The 14,226-nt window shown below is 71.7% G+C and carries 15 protein-coding genes; all 15 read right to left on the bottom strand.

From position 1 onward, the window contains the following. Nucleotides 1–15: 15 nt before the first annotated feature. On the bottom strand, nucleotides 16–528 hold the full coding sequence (locus tag QFZ75_RS39800; protein ID WP_307545497.1) for a hypothetical protein: 513 nt from the start codon (nucleotides 526–528) through the stop codon (nucleotides 16–18). A 15-nt stretch (nucleotides 529–543) separates the two neighbouring features. Continuing rightward, nucleotides 544–1,059, bottom strand: a complete 516-nt coding sequence (locus QFZ75_RS39795; protein WP_307545495.1) for a hypothetical protein — start codon at nucleotides 1,057–1,059, stop codon at nucleotides 544–546. A gap of 183 nt (nucleotides 1,060–1,242) precedes the next feature. Next, the gene (locus tag QFZ75_RS39790; RefSeq protein ID WP_307545493.1) at nucleotides 1,243–1,428 is read right to left on the bottom strand and encodes a hypothetical protein; all 186 of its coding nucleotides are present in this window, start codon (nucleotides 1,426–1,428) and stop codon (nucleotides 1,243–1,245) included. Nucleotides 1,429–1,529: 101 nt separating this feature from the next. Next, a complete protein-coding gene (locus QFZ75_RS39785; RefSeq protein ID WP_307545491.1) occupies nucleotides 1,530–1,868 on the bottom strand; it encodes a hypothetical protein in 339 nt (112 codons plus the stop codon). Nucleotides 1,869–1,957: 89 nt separating this feature from the next. Beyond that, nucleotides 1,958–3,316, bottom strand: coding sequence for a hypothetical protein (locus QFZ75_RS39780; RefSeq protein ID WP_307545489.1), 1,359 nt, complete (start codon nucleotides 3,314–3,316; stop codon nucleotides 1,958–1,960). Nucleotides 3,317–3,411: 95 nt separating this feature from the next. After that, entirely contained in the window at nucleotides 3,412–3,762 is a 351-nt protein-coding gene (locus tag QFZ75_RS39775) for a hypothetical protein (protein ID WP_307545487.1), read from the bottom strand. A gap of 101 nt (nucleotides 3,763–3,863) precedes the next feature. Next, nucleotides 3,864–4,994 carry a hypothetical protein gene (locus QFZ75_RS39770; RefSeq protein WP_307545485.1) on the bottom strand — a complete coding sequence of 377 codons (1,131 nt, stop codon included), beginning with the start codon at nucleotides 4,992–4,994 and terminating at the stop codon, nucleotides 3,864–3,866. A gap of 200 nt (nucleotides 4,995–5,194) precedes the next feature. After that, nucleotides 5,195–6,211 (bottom strand): hypothetical protein, encoded by a 1,017-nt coding sequence (locus QFZ75_RS39765; protein ID WP_307545483.1) that lies wholly within the window; start codon nucleotides 6,209–6,211, stop codon nucleotides 5,195–5,197. 200 nt (nucleotides 6,212–6,411) lie between these two features. Further along, entirely contained in the window at nucleotides 6,412–7,923 is a 1,512-nt protein-coding gene (locus QFZ75_RS39760) for a hypothetical protein (protein WP_307545481.1), read from the bottom strand. Nucleotides 7,924–8,099: 176 nt separating this feature from the next. Continuing rightward, on the bottom strand, nucleotides 8,100–9,905 hold the full coding sequence (locus QFZ75_RS39755) for a hypothetical protein (RefSeq protein ID WP_307545479.1): 1,806 nt from the start codon (nucleotides 9,903–9,905) through the stop codon (nucleotides 8,100–8,102). A gap of 146 nt (nucleotides 9,906–10,051) precedes the next feature. Continuing rightward, entirely contained in the window at nucleotides 10,052–11,380 is a 1,329-nt protein-coding gene (locus QFZ75_RS39750; RefSeq protein WP_307545477.1) for a hypothetical protein, read from the bottom strand. A 124-nt stretch (nucleotides 11,381–11,504) separates the two neighbouring features. Then, on the bottom strand, nucleotides 11,505–12,056 hold the full coding sequence (locus tag QFZ75_RS39745) for a hypothetical protein (protein ID WP_307545475.1): 552 nt from the start codon (nucleotides 12,054–12,056) through the stop codon (nucleotides 11,505–11,507). After that, nucleotides 12,053–12,430 (bottom strand): hypothetical protein, encoded by a 378-nt coding sequence (locus QFZ75_RS39740; protein WP_307545473.1) that lies wholly within the window; start codon nucleotides 12,428–12,430, stop codon nucleotides 12,053–12,055. Before QFZ75_RS39740 ends, QFZ75_RS39745 begins: the two co-directional genes overlap by 4 nt. Next, entirely contained in the window at nucleotides 12,427–12,837 is a 411-nt protein-coding gene (locus QFZ75_RS39735; protein ID WP_307545471.1) for a hypothetical protein, read from the bottom strand. The genes QFZ75_RS39740 and QFZ75_RS39735 overlap by 4 nt, the downstream gene beginning before the upstream one ends. Beyond that, a complete protein-coding gene (locus QFZ75_RS39730; RefSeq protein ID WP_307545469.1) occupies nucleotides 12,834–14,174 on the bottom strand; it encodes a hypothetical protein in 1,341 nt (446 codons plus the stop codon). Before QFZ75_RS39730 ends, QFZ75_RS39735 begins: the two co-directional genes overlap by 4 nt. Between the last annotated feature and the right edge of the window lie 52 nt (nucleotides 14,175–14,226).

Genomic DNA, 14,226 nt, shown 5'->3' with positions numbered 1-14,226 from the left:
GGGGCGGTGGCGGGGTCAGCTCTCGGTGACTTCCAGGTCGAGCCGGTAGGTGTCGGTGAGCTGCTTGAGGATGCCGTTGCCGACGTGGACGAGGATGCGGGCGGGGCGCTCCTGGCGGGCGGCGTCGGCGGCCTCGGCGGGGTTGGGGCGCTGCTCAAAGTCCCAGACGGCGAACACCTCGGCGCCGCGCAGGCCGGACGGCATGCGGTCGACGGCGCCGGTGATGCTGCTGGACACCTTGCTCTCGTCGAGGTCGGTGCTCATCTCTCCGTCGGCGTGGACGGTGACACGGGCGACGAGGTGGAAGGCGCCCTCGGTGCGGAGGGTGGGGGCGAACGTGGCGGGGGTGTGCTGGGCGGCGAGGGCGCGCAGGTCGCCCATGGTCAGGCCGGTGCGCACGCCGGGGCCGTGGATGCCGATGGTGGATTCGATCATGATGCGGTCGTCGGGGGCGTCGGCGTACATGGTCAGCACCTCGGCGAGGGCCTCGGCGGGCGTGGCGGGCACGGTGGTGACGGTGTCGGTCATGGGGCGCTCCGTGGGTCAGTGGTGGGCGAGGGTGCGGGCGGGGGCGTAGACGTTGCGCAGGACGGCGGTGAGGGCCTCGTCACGGACGGGCTTGGGCCGGGTGCTGGGCCGGGTGCCGATCATGAGGTAGGCGAGGAGGGACAGGCGGGCGGGCGTGCCGTTGCCGTTCGAAAGGGCGAGGTAGCCGCCGCTCATGAGCGCCCTGGTGGTGGACGCGGCGAGCCAGCGGGCGCCGTCGGCGAGGCGGGGCGTGTTGCTGTTCCCCCACTTCCACACGAGGGGCTCGTCGCTGACTGCCAGCGTGAGCACCTCGCGGCGCTGAGCGGTGGTCCAGGAGGGGAGCGGCTCGGCGGGGGCGAGAGTGACGGTGCGCAGGGAGCGGGTGAGGGTGATGGCGGCGGTGTCGGCGTCGGCGGTGAGGGTGAAGCCTTCCCCCAGTGCGCGGGTGATCAGGAGGGCGGCGGTTTCCTCGGCGTAGTCGGTGGTGGTCGTGCCGTCGGCGGGGGTGTAGGTGGTGCTGGTGTACCGCATGCGCGCGCTCCTGGGCGTGGGTGGTCGGGTGTCTCTGTGCGCGCGGCCCACTCCGTGGGCTCGGCGCTCCTCCGCTACGCGGCGGTGGGGTGCTGTGGCGCTCCGCGCCCTTGGGGGTGGCTGCACCCCTCCGGGGCGCTCCTGGGGCCGTGGGTGGCCGTGCAGGGGCGCCCCTGGGGGTGGTCAGAGGTAGCGGGCGGCGAACTGGAGGTAGGTCAGGGTGTGGGTGCCGTCGCGGCCGGTGAGGGTGATGGCGTCGGGGCGGCGGGCGGTGACGCGGGCGGCGGTGGGTCCGGTGCCCCACCGGGAGCCGGTCTTGGGGTAGCCGAACAGGGCGGCGGCGTCGGGGCGGACGGTGGTGATGCTCACGGGAGGCTCCGGGGGTCTGTGCGGGCGGGCGGGCGGGCGGGGTGGGGGTGCTGCGCCCCGTCCGGGTTGGGATCGGGGCGCAGCGGGGCGCTGGCGGGCGCCTAGGCGGTGAGGTGGTCGAGGGCGTGGTGGAGCGCTTCGGGCCAGCGGGCGAGGGCTGCGGCAAGGCGCTCGTCGTCGGTGGGCTCGTCGGGCATGTCGGCGGCGTCCAGGTTGCCGCGCTCGTAGTCGGCGGCCAGGTCGACTACGCGGCGGTAGGCGGCGCGGTCGTCGGCGGTGAGGCGGGGGACGGCGTTGCCCTGGAACCGGGTGAGCATGTCGTGTGCGGCGGCGCGGTCGGCGGGGTCGGGCTCCTCGGTGGCGGTCCCGGCGGCGGCGAGGAGCAGCGCGCGGAGGGTGAAGCCGTCGTGCGCGGCGAACTCGGCGAGGGGGTCGGGCATGGTGGGCGCTCCTGAGGTCTGTGCGGGGCTGTCAGGGTCGGGGTGGGCGCCGGGGCCGGTGTGGTCGGCCCCGGCGCTCCTGGGGGCCGTCAGGCGGCGGAGTAGCCCTTGACGCGGCGGGCGAAGGTGTCGTGGTCGGCGTCGGTCACGGCCACCTCGTCGAGGGGGGCGGTGTAGGTGGCGCCGCCCGGGTGGGCGAGCGTGAGGGTGACCGTGCCGTCGGGGAGCACGTCGTGGCCACCGACCGTGACGACGCGGCGGCCGTGGTCGACGGTGAGTCCCTCCAGGAGGCGGGCGGCGGCGAGCGAGGCGGTGTCGGGCAGGGTGTCGGCGGCGGCGAGCAAGTCGCGCTCCCAGTCGGTGAACGCGGGGGCCGTGGCGGCTTCCTGGGGCCCCTGGGCGTCCTGGGGGGCGTCGTCGGCGGGGGTGGCATAGAAACTGCCGTCGTGGGCGGTGACGGTCCATCCTGCGGCTTCCAGGGCGGTGCGGGCAGTGTCGAGGGTGGCGGGGGCGGTGGTGTCGGTGAGGCGGGCCACCTCGGCGTAGAGGCGGCCGTCGGGGGAGGTGAAGTTGACGCCGCTCAGGGCGAACCAGGAGCGGGTGTCGGCGCGCTGGAGGCCGAACACGGCGCACGCGGCGTTCAGGAGCGTGTGGGTGCGGGTGGTGCGCTCGGCGGGGGTGAGGCTCTTCCAGGCGGCGCGGTGGGTGTCGTTGTCGGCCGTGCGGGCGGCGGCGGTGGCGGTGCGCTCCTGGGCGGCGCGGATGTCGGCTTCCAGGGTGGCCTGGTCGGCGTCGTTGATCATGCGGTAGCCGTCGGGGATGTGGGGGGTGAGTCCCTTTGCCTCCTCGCGGGCCAGGAAGCGCAGGGCGGCGGTCGCGCCCTTGGTGTCGGCGTTGTCGGAGTCGAATTCGGTGTCCGTGTACGAGGCGAGGAGGGCCAGGAAGATGCGGGCGATGGTGGGGGTGGTGGTGAAGCGGTAGACGGCGCCGCGCCCGTGGGGGGCCGTGGTGCCGGTCCGGTAGGCGGCGACGGCGTCGCGGGTGGCGGCGTCGCGCTCGGTGTGGAGGTCCTCGGTGTGTGCGTCCCAGAAAGCGGCGACGGGAAGGGGCACGTTCACGGTGTGGGTGTCGGCGGGCACGGGGGACTCCTTTTCGAGGGGGTGCAGCGAGACCACGGCGCAGTAGTTGTAATCGTCGTCGAGCCAGGAGTAGTCACCGAGGTCGGCGGTGTAGTGGAGGGTGTAGCGGGCGCCGTACGCGGCGGTGAGCTTGTCGTAGGCGGCGCGGTCGTCGTCGTCGCTGAAGTGGTTGAGGGTGACCAGGATTTCGGAGCCGGTGTCGATGACGTCCCATCCCCGGGCGGCGCTGCGCTTGTCCTTGCCGAGGATGCGGCCGACCATGCGCGATACGTCGCTCTTGCGGAGGGTCTTGGGGGCGGTGGTGGTCATCGGGGGCTCCTTCTATCAACGGGCAGGGGGCCAACCTAGCGCACTGAGTAGTGCGCTGGCTAGCCCCCTGGACGAACCGGGCTGCGGCGGGGCTCTCAGGCTCCGGCGGGCGGGGCGTAGCGGAACTCGTGGGTGAGCGCCCGGCGTCCGTTCACGTAGGCGTGCGACGGGTTGTAGACCCGCAGCGTCAGGCCGTCCACCTCGAAATCGGCGCCCTCGGTCGGCCACACGTGGTAGGACGACCGCTTGCCCTGCTTGCTGGTGTACCCCGGGCCCCCGCCGTACAGGTGGGCGGACACGTGGTCGACGACCGCCGTGCCGCCCCCCTCGTTCGCCTCCTGGCTCGTGTGGTGCACGGTCCACCCGGGCGCCACCTGATCGATCAGGGCCACCAGGGCCGCCATGTGACGCTCACGGTCGGCGGGGGTGGGGATGCTGCTCATCATGTCCTCCAACAGGCTGTACGGGGCGTTGCGGGGCTTTCAGGGGGCGCCCGGGGGAGAATCGGTCCCCCGGGCGCCGTACAGGGGCTCAGCGCCCCCGTGGGCTAGTCCTGGCGGGCAGCGAGCGGCATGGTGGTGAACACCATCTGAGCGATGTAGGTAGCGCCCGCGTCCGCGAACTCCCCGCCCCCCGCGCTGCTCATGGACGGGCCCGGCATCCCCGGGGCGAACGTCAGATTCTTGCGGGCGTAGGCGACACCCGCCCGGTCCGCACCGTTGACGTCGTTGGCGCTCCCCTTGACGTACACGGCGATGATGCCGTGCCCCCGGTCCTCGGTGCGGATCATGAAACCGTTCACGCGCTCCCACTCGTAGCCGTCCACACGCCACGCAACCGGCATGTCCCCGCTCTTACCGGCAAGCGACCCCGTGGCGTAGCTCTCGGTGCGCCGATCACCGGTGTGCGCGTTGTACGCCGACACCGTGCCCCCGTCGGCGTGGACACCAGCCGGGGCGAACGGCGCCAGCCGGTAGCGCTCCTCGCCGACGAACAGGGTGGGGATGCGGTCGGGGTACCCGTACTCATCCGTACCGCCGTTGCCACGGGTCACACCCTCACGGGGCGCGGCGGGGGTCTGGGGGGTCTCGGGCACGGTGCTCTCCTCGTCATCGATGGCAGCGGCGCAGTAGCCGCACAGGTGGCCGTTCTCAGTCTCGCGGTGGGGCATGGTGTCGTCGCCCACGGTGTCGCACCGGATGCACAGCGGGGCGAGGTGCGGGGAGTCGGCGGTGATCTGGAGCGCCTCCCCGGTGCCGTCCAAGGCGAACTCGATGTAGCGGACACTGTGGGGGCGCCCGGTGACCGTGGCCTTACCGGCGGGCACGGAGATCCTCGCGCCCTTGACGGCCCACGGCGCGGGGTCCACGGGGGCGGTGAAGGCGGGGACCGGGGCGTCCACGGTCACCTTCACGCTCACCGGCGCCGGGGCGTCCAGCTTGGCCAGGTAGGCGCGCCCCGCCCTGGTGATCACGCAGTAGGCCGCACCCCACACGCTCGCTCCCAGGTCCTGCCGCTGTTTCCAGTCGGCCATGCCGCGCCCGACGAGCCCCTCGTGGGTGCGCTTGTCGGCGCCCACATCGATGATGCCGCGCTTGTCGGCGGCCCCCGTGCGCAGCGCCTCGACCATGCGGGGGGTCGGCTTGCGGGTGATCTCGATGATCGCGGTGCGGGCCATTTCGGGCTCCTCGTGCTCGGTGCGTCCTGGCGGGTAGGTGGCCGAACCTAGCGCACTGGTCAGTGCGCTGTCTACTCCAGGGAGCCCCTGAACCCCCCGAACAACGAAATCCGCAGCAAACGCAGAGTGCGGCCACGAAATCCGTCGCTCGCCCCCTAGGGCCAGACAACGAAATCCGCAGCCGCACTCCCTACCCGGTATCAGCCCGCCAACAGCCCCACCCCCCTCACCGGCTCCAGCACCAGCCGCGCCCCGTCCTCCCGCTCGATCCGTACCGTCCCCGCACCGTTGTGCAGGATGCGCGTCCCCTCCCCATCCGCCCACCGCGCCACCGTGGCCAGCACCCGGAACACCGTGGCCACACGGTCCGGCATCAACGACAGGTCGGCCCGACTGCCCATAACCCGGTACTCCACCGCCGACTCGTCCACCACAGCCGCAGCCACGCCCCGCGCCCACTCGTCATCAGCGAACGCCTCACCCACCGCGTACAGCCGCATCCCGTCCTCGTCCGCCTCCCGGGCGTCCACCACGGTCCCCGGCGCGAACGGGTCCACCAGCGGCTCACGCTTGTCCGCCAGCGCGAACGCCTGCGACAGCTCCGCCCGCACGTTCGCCTCGCACCGGGCACGCCACGACACCATGTCCTCGGCGCTCACCGGCTCCACGTCGAAGCTGAAGTCATCCGCGTCCGCGTTGCGGAACACCAGCCCCCGACGCCCCTCCACCCTGATCCCGTAGCGCTTGGTCCGCGTCCCGTACCGCGCCGCCCACTGGCTACGCGGCTTCTCGTAGCCCTCCCACGCGATGACACCCTCCACCGTGACGCCACCCTCGACCGCACGCGCCACGTACCCCATGCGCACCGTGGCCTTGTGCTCGGCCACCCACTCGGCGAACCGCACGGTCGTCATGTACGCCACGGCCTTTTCGAGCACCTCCCGCGTCGCATCGATGATCGCGCCGTTGTGGTACGCCCACCCCCGCGTCGTCCCGTACTCGATCTCCCGCGTCGCCTGCCGCTCCTCGTCCCACACCAGCGCGTAGAAGTCCGAGTCGTTGGGCCCGTTCATCTCACGCAGCCTCAGCACGGCACCGGTGAACGTGATCTCGTGGCACTCGGCGATGTGGCGCGCCGTGGCCTCGGGGCTGTTGCTGCTGACGTCGTTGACGTCGTACCCCTCGACGTGCTTGCCGTTGCAGATGGTGATGCTCATCTGTCGCTCCTCGTGGTGTCTCGTGCTTGGCGGGCAGGAAGGCGACCCTAGCGCACTGACCAGTGCGCTGTGAACCCTCGTGCTGCCCCAACTCCAGGGTAGGGAGGTATGTCCGTATCAGCCCATACGTGCACAGACGCCACGGGGCGGGTATCCCTCCCCCGCCCCGTACTGCCCCCGTGCCGCCCCCCGGTGCCCCTCTACGCGGTCAGGGAGACCGTGAGGGTCTCTCCCTGCCATGCGCACACCAGGGTCCCGTCAGTGGCCGTGCAGCGTGCCCCGGCCCTCACGAACATGGCGACCCGGCCCACCGCGTCGTCGCGGTCCGTGTTCTCGGTGCGATCGTCCTCACCCTTGACCGTGCGGACCGTGAGCGTCTCCCCCTGGGGAACGATGCTCTGTGCGCTGCGCATGGCGGCCTCCTCGTCGGCGAGATTCAGCGACTCCACGCCCGCCGGGGCGCTCGGGACATCCTGAGTCGCAGCGACTCCCTGCGACTCGGCAACCGGGCGGATGCAGTAGGCCCACCTCTTCGGGGCGCAGACCGGTCCACGGTCCAGCGGCCACGTGCGAAGCTCACGCCCGCACTTGGGGCACTGGCTCTCACCCCGGGTCTCGGCGACTTCCTGCGCCTGGCCGGTGAACCGGGCGCACTCGGCGTCAACGGCGGCGCTCCACTTCTCGGCGAGCGCGCTCAGCTGGACGCGTCCGGCTTCCACGGGCGTACGGGGTCCCTCCTCCTCGGCGACGGGGGCGGCCTCCTCGGCGGGCAGGCGCATCATGCGCGTGCCGCCCATGGTCATGCTGCCCTTGTCGCCCTTCTGGGCGAACAGGTGACCGGCCTCCACCTCGTACGAGTAGCGGCCCACACCGTACGACACGGTGACCCTGGTGGACTCCGGCGAGCCGTACGCCCCGTCGGAGCGGCGCGGGCCCATGGACACCGTGAGATCGGCCGTGCGCCCCTCTCGGGTGACGCGGACACGGTCGCCCACCTTCAAGCGGTTCAGGAAGTCGATCGCGTGCCCCATGGTGCGCGGGGTCTCGCTCACCGGCACCTCGGGGATGATCTTGGGCTCCGGCGACTCGGCGGCGGGGGCGGCCTCGGTGATCACGTGGCGCTCCTCGATCCGGCCGCCGTGGCGCCGCCCTCCCTCGACCGCGTCACGGTGGGAGTTGTACGGGCCCGTCTCTTTGATCCCGGCGACCAGGACGTAGTACGTCGCCCCGGTGATCTTGAGGCAGTTGCCCCGGCCGGTCTGGCACGAGCGGCACCCGCAGCCGTCGAAGGTACGCGCGGGGGCGCCCTCGAACGCGGGGGCCGCCTCCTCGGCGGCCGAGCGCTTCTCGGCCTCCTCGCGGGCGGCGCGGCGGGCCACCTCGCGGCCCATGCTGTCGAGCACGCATTCCAGGTCACGCACGCGCCTGATCTTCCGGTGACTGGCGAACTCCCACCGCACGGCGGTGAGCATGCTCCAGCGGGCGCCCTTGCGAGTGGGGCGGAGCCAGGTGACGGACAGCGTGTCGGCCGCGATGTGCTGGCCGAGCAAGGTCCCCTCGGCGCTCTCCGGCACGGTCATGCCGAACTCCACCGTGACCGTGGTGGAGTGCTCACCCTCTTTGGCCGACACGGCCACGGTGAGGCCGAGCCGCACGGCCTTTTCGATCATGCCGTCTGCGGTCTTGATTCCGGTCTGCGGGGTCTCGCCCATCGTGCGCTCCTCGGGTCGTCTACTTGGCGGGTAGGTTGCCGACCCTAGCGCACTAATCAGTGCGCTGTGAAGGGGCGGGGGCGGATCTCTTCTGACCAGCGTGTTTGGGCACGCCGACGGGGGCGGAGAGTCTCCTCCCCGCCCCCGTAGCGACGTCATGACGTCATGGTGCAGCCCTAGGCGGCGAGCCCCTGGGGGATGAACAGCAGCGACCCGACACGAATCATGCCCTCGGTGCCGACACGGACGGCATGGACCCCGGAGCGGGCGGAGGTACGGATGTCCTCGCGCACGTATTCGGCGCGCACCCGTTCGCCCACCATGCTGTAGCCGGTGATCGGCTCGACGAGCGCGATCAGATAGACCGTGTGCGGGGCGGGGGTGACCTCCTCGTCCACGGGGGCGGGTCCGGCCTCCTCGGTGGCGCGGCGGGCCACCATGGCAGAGTCCTCCTCGACCCCGGCGTCAGAGAGGACGCGGCGGCCTGCCTCGGCGGTGGCCCCGCCCTCCTCGGCGTCCTTCCTTGCCTCGTCGACGAGTTGAGCCGCCTCCTGGGCGTCCTCTGCGCACGTCTCACAGCTGTCGGCGGGCTCACCGGCGTGCGTGTCGCAGTCCTCGGCGAGCGGCTCCAGCCAGTACGAGGACTCACCCGTGGGGCTCTCCAGGTTCACTCCGCCCGTGTCTGCGCGGTAGCACTGCCAGCCGCCGTGACGCATCGCCCACGTGATCAGTTCGAGCGCGGCCGTGCGGTTGACCGGCTCGGTGCGCGGGACCTGGCCGAACATGCGGAAGTGCTTCACCCAGTAGCGACCCGCGCCGAGCAGCTCGGCCGCGCGCTCGGCGCACCAGGTTTCGGTGGGGTAGTCGGGGACTCCGTCCCATCCGATGTGCTCCGGGGTCGTGCTGGCGACCAGTCGGCGGGCGGCGGCCTCTGCGTCGGTCACCGTGGCGTAGGTACCGCTGTACGCCTCGGGCAGGTCGGGGTACGTGATATCGGCGAATTCCTCGGTGCCGCCCGGGTCCTCAACGTCACGGCAGATGGTCGTGTGAACCTGCTGCTGAAGATAGATCGGTGCGTCCTCGGCGGGCATGGAGGTGGAGCCGTCGCCCTTGATCGGGCAGGCGGTGACGTCGACTACGCGGCCGGGCAGCGTGGTGTGAGTGAACCGGCGCTCGGCCGCGTTGCCGATCTGAATGTCTCCGCCGACGCCGCCCGCGTCCGTGAGCATCTCTCCGGACTCCACCCACGGGACGGGGCGCTGCGGGACGAACCAGGAGTAGCCCACGGCCACCGTGCCGTCCTCCTGGCGCTCGGCGCGGTGGCCGTCGGTCCAGCCGTTGACGATGGCGGCGCGGACGTTGTCCGGACCGCAGAGGCCCATGTCTTTCGCGTCGTCGCGGAGGACGCCGACGTACATGCGGTGCTGGACGTCGTCCACCTCGACCGTGGGAACGTCCTGGGCGGTGAACGTCCAGCGGGCGCCGAGCTTGGTGTGCACGGTCATGGACCGGCCGTCGATGGTGATGCGCTGTCCGTTGCGCAGGGCGTCGCTCATGCGCTCCCAGGCGTCCGCGCGGCTGAGGGTCTCGTGAAGCGCCTTGCGCTCGTGGGGCGTGGTGGTGACGACCTTGTACGTGTCGCCGGTGAGGCCCAGGAAGTCGATCAGGGCCCACACGTGGCTGCGGTCGGCGGCGAACCATTCCGTCCAGACCGCGTCACGGTCCTCGCCGCGCTTGCCGAGGACGAACGTCAGGGCCTCCCGCAGGTAGGTGACACCCTCCTCGGTGAGGTGGTAGCGCACGAGCAGGGCACCGCTCTCGCGGCCGGTGAACTCTTCCCGTCCGGCCTTGCCTCGCCCGATCAGGGCGCGGATGGTGGGCTGCGGGGCGAACACGCAGTAACGGCCGTCGCTGTTCTTGTGGCACAGCGCCCCCAGGAGGGCGCGGATCATGGGGTCCGACAGGCGGGAGGTGGCGGGCATGTGGTGCTCCTCGGTTCGGTCTACTTGGCGGGTAGGGGGCAAACCTAGCGCACTGGTCAGTGCGCTGTCTACCGGCGAGGAGAGGCAGTTTCCGAACATGCCGGAGCGGCCCCGGGGGTGCCCCGGGGCCGCTCGTGGTGGGGCTGTTAGACGCGCTTACGGCAAATGGGGCCGATGCCCTTGGATACGGTCATCTCCGCCCCGCAGAGCGCGCACGAGTCCCACAGTGCGCTGATCCGTTCGACCTCGGCGAGGCCGAGCCGCTCGGCCGCCGACAGTCGCCGGGCCATGCCGGGCGCCTTGGCGAACGTCACCTTCTGGCGCTCGGCGTCCCAGGTGATCGTGTGGGCGTACAGGTAACCGCTCGGGCCGCGCCGCACCCTGTAGAGGGTCCCGTCGGCGCCGCCGTGGCGGTAGATACCCTCGTCGGTCGCAGGGGCGGCCGGGGCGGGGCGCTCCTGGCGCTTCCACTCCTCGGTGATCCGGACGTCACTGCCGAACTTCTGGCGCAGCCTGCTGCGCAGGGAGTCCAGGCCCGGCCCGTACTGGCACACAGGCCCGCCGTCCACGTGGTAGTTGTACGACCACACCCACGCCGGACCGGGCCGGGCGACCTCCGGATACAGCCGGGCACGGGTGATCAGGACGTGCGGGGTGCCGTCGGCGGCCGGGGCCTCGGCGGGGGCGGCCGGGGCCTCCTGGGCGCACTCGCCCGGCTTGTGCTCGACCTTCCACGCGCCCTCGATCTTGAGCCGGTGACCGGCCTCGGCCTCCACCCATGCGCCGCACGAGCGGCACTTGCCCCCGAAGCGGTTCGAGGGGAGCGGGCGCGCGGCCTCCTCGGCCTTGGGCATGTCGGCGCTCTTGCGCAGCCGGGGGGTCTTCACCGGGGGCTCCTCGCCGTCCAGCCATGCGCCCTTGAAGCGCTTCGCGATGGCACGGCGCACCTCGTCGCGGGCGGCGCGGGCCTCTTCGCTGCGGATGTGGAAGTGGCGTTCCGTGTAGATGGTACGCATGGCGCTCTTGTGCCAGAACGTCTCATCTTCCGAGGACTCCGCGCGCCACGTCTTCCCGCCCTCAAAGACGATCTCTGCGGTCACGCCGTCCACGTCAACCCGGAGCCCGTCGTGCACTCCCCAGCCGCTGAAGGTGTGCGCACTCACGGTGACCTCGGCCACGGTGCGCCACTCGGCAGGGTGGTCCCAGGGCCGGTTGCCCGTGACGCCACCCTGGGCGCGCGACAGGATGATCATGCCGGGCGCGAGGTCCTGCACCTTGACGACGCCAGCGGAGGCATGCAGCGCCTTTTCGTAGGCGTCGGCGGCCCGCTTACCCAGGGGCGACAGCCGGACCTTACGGCCGCTGCAGCCCCAGCACACGCGTCCGTCACGCTGGTTGTACGAGTGCTGACCCGTGCCGCTGCAGCGTCCGCACGGCTCCTCGTCGAAATTGATCTTCACTCGGGTGTCGCTCATGGGGTCCTCGTTCCTCGGCGGGTAGGGGGCCAACCTAGCGCACTGGTTAGTGCGTTGGCTAGCCCCCTGTTTCCACCGCCCTACCGGGGGCGCTTGGGCCGCTTCGGGCGGCGCGGGTGCGCGCTCACGGGGTCACCCCCTCCACGACCATCGGACCGGCGTACTCCCACGTCCAGACCCCGGGGAACTTGGACCGGCTCACGTGAGCGTCAAAGCTCTCCGGGGCGTAGTCCACACTCAGTTCGTGCCATCCGTCGGCAGGCGTGAAGGTCACGATGCCCGTGAACGACAGAGGCGGTGTAACGCCCGGTACGGTGCTCATGGTGATCACGTCGCCCTTGGCGGGCCACTGCTGGACCGGCACGGGCGCCTCCTCGGGGGCTTCGCGGACGACGGTGACGACGTCGGACCAGCGGATGCAGTCGACGGGTGCGCCGTCGCGGGTCACGGCCCACGCCATGTCTCCGTCGGCCCAGTCGACGCCGTCGGCGTAGTGGTCCAGGGCGAGCGTGGCATGCACGACAACCGAGCCCTTACGGGCGATCAGGTGATGCCCCTGGGCGTCGGAGTAGGCATCCTCGGGGGCGACGGTGGCGCCCTTCAGGCTCGACATTGCGGCCAGCAGCGGGCCGGGCATCGGGTTGGATACGACCGTGTAGGCCTGCCTGCTGCTCACCGCTTGGCCTCCTTCTCCTGCTGGGCATCGACGGCGGCCAGGGCCTTGACCAGGCGGCCGACGTTCGTACGGGCGTCGCTGACGGCGTCGTCGAGGACGGTCCGGAGAGCCTCGTTCATCTGGTACGGATTGGTGAAGTCGGCGCCGTGCCCGACGCTCGCCACCTCCACGTGGTCCAGGTCGACCGTGCCGACGAGGACGACGTCATTCGCGCCGGGCTCGGTGCCGAGGTAGTACACCCCGTCGTCGTCCGTGGCCGGACGGATCAGAACACGCACGGTGAAGCCCTTGTGCCGAAACTGGGCGCGCCCCTGGAGGTCCCAATGGAAGTCGGGGGCGAGTCCCGGGCTCGGGTAGGACTGCCGGACGCTCACAGCTCCCCCTCAGCGGCGACGAACGAGGTGGCGGCCAGGAAGCGCTTTACGCCCTCGCGCCTGTAGCGCTGACGGATTCCGGCGATTCCTTCGAACGGGTGCTCGGGCGTGACCAGCATGCGCCGGATCATGTTGCGGCGACCACGGCGCAGGTGCCTCGCCATGTCGTCGTCCTCCTCCCCCTCGTGGCGCGCAAGGGTGCCGTCCGGGTTGATCGAGCGCTCCTCGAACCACACGGCGAACCCCTCGGCGTACAGCAGCATGCCGTACGCCCGGTCAGCCGCCTCGCCGCTGTACTCCACCGCGCCCGCCAGCGCTTTGCGCGCCTTCTGGACCTCGGCGAGGGCTGCGGCGGCGGCCTCCTCGAACGCGGCGACGATCTCCGTATCGGTCTTGGGCTTGCTCACTTCTCTCCCTCGGTCGCACGGGTCAGGGTGGGCGTGGGACCGGGCATGGCGCCCCGGGAGGGGTGGATGCCCTCGAAGTCTCCGGCGGTCGCGTCGCAGCCGGGACACGAGTCCTGGCCGGTGGTGTAGCCGTGCTCGCACGACGTGCCGTACAGCGCCCCGCACATGGCCTTGACGGCGTCCTCGGCGGTGTCGCCCTCCCACGCCTGCCCAGAGTTCGGGCCGGTGAGAACAGCAGCCCGGTAGGTGCCAGAGTCCGTCAGGCCGAGGTTGACGTCACGGCTGAGGTGGTGGAAGAGGAGCGCCACCGGCGGCCGGTACACGTCGCTCCTGCCAGCGGGGAAGACGGGGGCGACCCGCAGCGCGGCCCCGGGGCCCTCGTTGCACAGGTCGCTCCAGACGGCGTCTGCGTGCTCCCGGGCGCTCTCGTCGCGCCTGCGCCGCTCCTTCTCGGCGATCAGCCGGGCCGCCTCCTTCTGGGCGGCCCCCTTGGCGCGGGCGGCGCGTTCCCGTCCGGCGGGGGTCAGGTCGAGCGTCTCCAGTGCCTTCCCGATCTCCAGTCGCCCCCGGGTGTCGAACTTCCCCGAGGCGCCGAGCCCGGCGAGGTAGGTGTTCAGGTGGTTGCCCTCGGCAAGCCACTCGTTCGCGGGCCTGGCGGTGTCCTGCTCACCCCAGGGGGAATCCAGCTTCACCAGTTCCTCACCGGCGATCGAGTTGACGGTTTCGATCGCAGCCGTCAGGACAGCGCGACGGGCCTGCCTCCTGTCCCGTTCGGCCTTGCCGCGCGCCTCGGCTGCCTCGTGCTCCACCACGGCGGCGGCGTACGCCTCCTGCCACTCCGCGTAGCGGGGGTGGGCGGCCAGGCGCTCGCGGATCTCCTCGACGGTGCCGAGGCGGGCATACAGGCGCCCGGCGGTGTCGAACCGCATGCTGACGACGTAGGCGCCCGGGGCCGGGTCACCGAGGGCGTCAAGGTTGGCGCCGCCGTATCCGCCCTGCGGGCGCACGAGGATGTCATGGACCTTGATCATCTTCGCCGTGGTCGACTCGACCCGGGCCAGCGTGCCCAGCTGCACCGCCTCGCGGGCGGTGTGGGTGCTCAGGGTGCGCTCCCGGCGGACGTCGCGGCCGTCCAGGTCCATCACCCACAGCAGGTCTCCCGGCTTGGCCTCCTCGATGTGCTGCAAGGGGGTCAGGCGGTACTCCGGGGCGGGCATGTCCGAGTCGAGGTGTCCGACGTGGGGGCGCTTCGGCGTGTCGGTGTGCGGCCAGATGCCGAGCCAGATTTCCTGTGCGAGCTGTCCGGCGCGGTCGCGGGCGTCGCGGTCGCTGTCCATACGGTGGGTTCCCCTTGTGGTCGTGGCGGGTGGTGGAGTGCCCCGGGCAGGC

The sequence above is a fragment of the Streptomyces sp. V3I8 genome (assembly GCF_030817535.1).
Classification (GTDB): domain Bacteria; phylum Actinomycetota; class Actinomycetes; order Streptomycetales; family Streptomycetaceae; genus Streptomyces.
Note: the sequence above shows the minus strand (reverse complement) of the source record. Positions and strands in the feature narration are given on the sequence as shown.

Excerpts from the sequence above, each read along its gene's own strand:
- QFZ75_RS39800 (WP_307545497.1), bottom strand. The coding sequence starts at position 528 with ATGACCGACACCGTCACCACCGTGCCCGCCACGCCCGCCGAGGCCCTC.
- QFZ75_RS39795 (WP_307545495.1), bottom strand. The coding sequence starts at position 1,059 with ATGCGGTACACCAGCACCACCTACACCCCCGCCGACGGCACGACCACC.
- QFZ75_RS39785 (WP_307545491.1), bottom strand. The coding sequence starts at position 1,868 with ATGCCCGACCCCCTCGCCGAGTTCGCCGCGCACGACGGCTTCACCCTC.
- QFZ75_RS39780 (WP_307545489.1), bottom strand. The coding sequence starts at position 3,316 with ATGACCACCACCGCCCCCAAGACCCTCCGCAAGAGCGACGTATCGCGC.
- QFZ75_RS39775 (WP_307545487.1), bottom strand. The coding sequence starts at position 3,762 with ATGATGAGCAGCATCCCCACCCCCGCCGACCGTGAGCGTCACATGGCG.
- QFZ75_RS39770 (WP_307545485.1), bottom strand. The coding sequence starts at position 4,994 with ATGGCCCGCACCGCGATCATCGAGATCACCCGCAAGCCGACCCCCCGC.
- QFZ75_RS39765 (WP_307545483.1), bottom strand. The coding sequence starts at position 6,211 with ATGAGCATCACCATCTGCAACGGCAAGCACGTCGAGGGGTACGACGTC.
- QFZ75_RS39760 (WP_307545481.1), bottom strand. The coding sequence starts at position 7,923 with ATGGGCGAGACCCCGCAGACCGGAATCAAGACCGCAGACGGCATGATC.
- QFZ75_RS39755 (WP_307545479.1), bottom strand. The coding sequence starts at position 9,905 with ATGCCCGCCACCTCCCGCCTGTCGGACCCCATGATCCGCGCCCTCCTG.
- QFZ75_RS39750 (WP_307545477.1), bottom strand. The coding sequence starts at position 11,380 with ATGAGCGACACCCGAGTGAAGATCAATTTCGACGAGGAGCCGTGCGGA.
- QFZ75_RS39730 (WP_307545469.1), bottom strand. The coding sequence starts at position 14,174 with ATGGACAGCGACCGCGACGCCCGCGACCGCGCCGGACAGCTCGCACAG.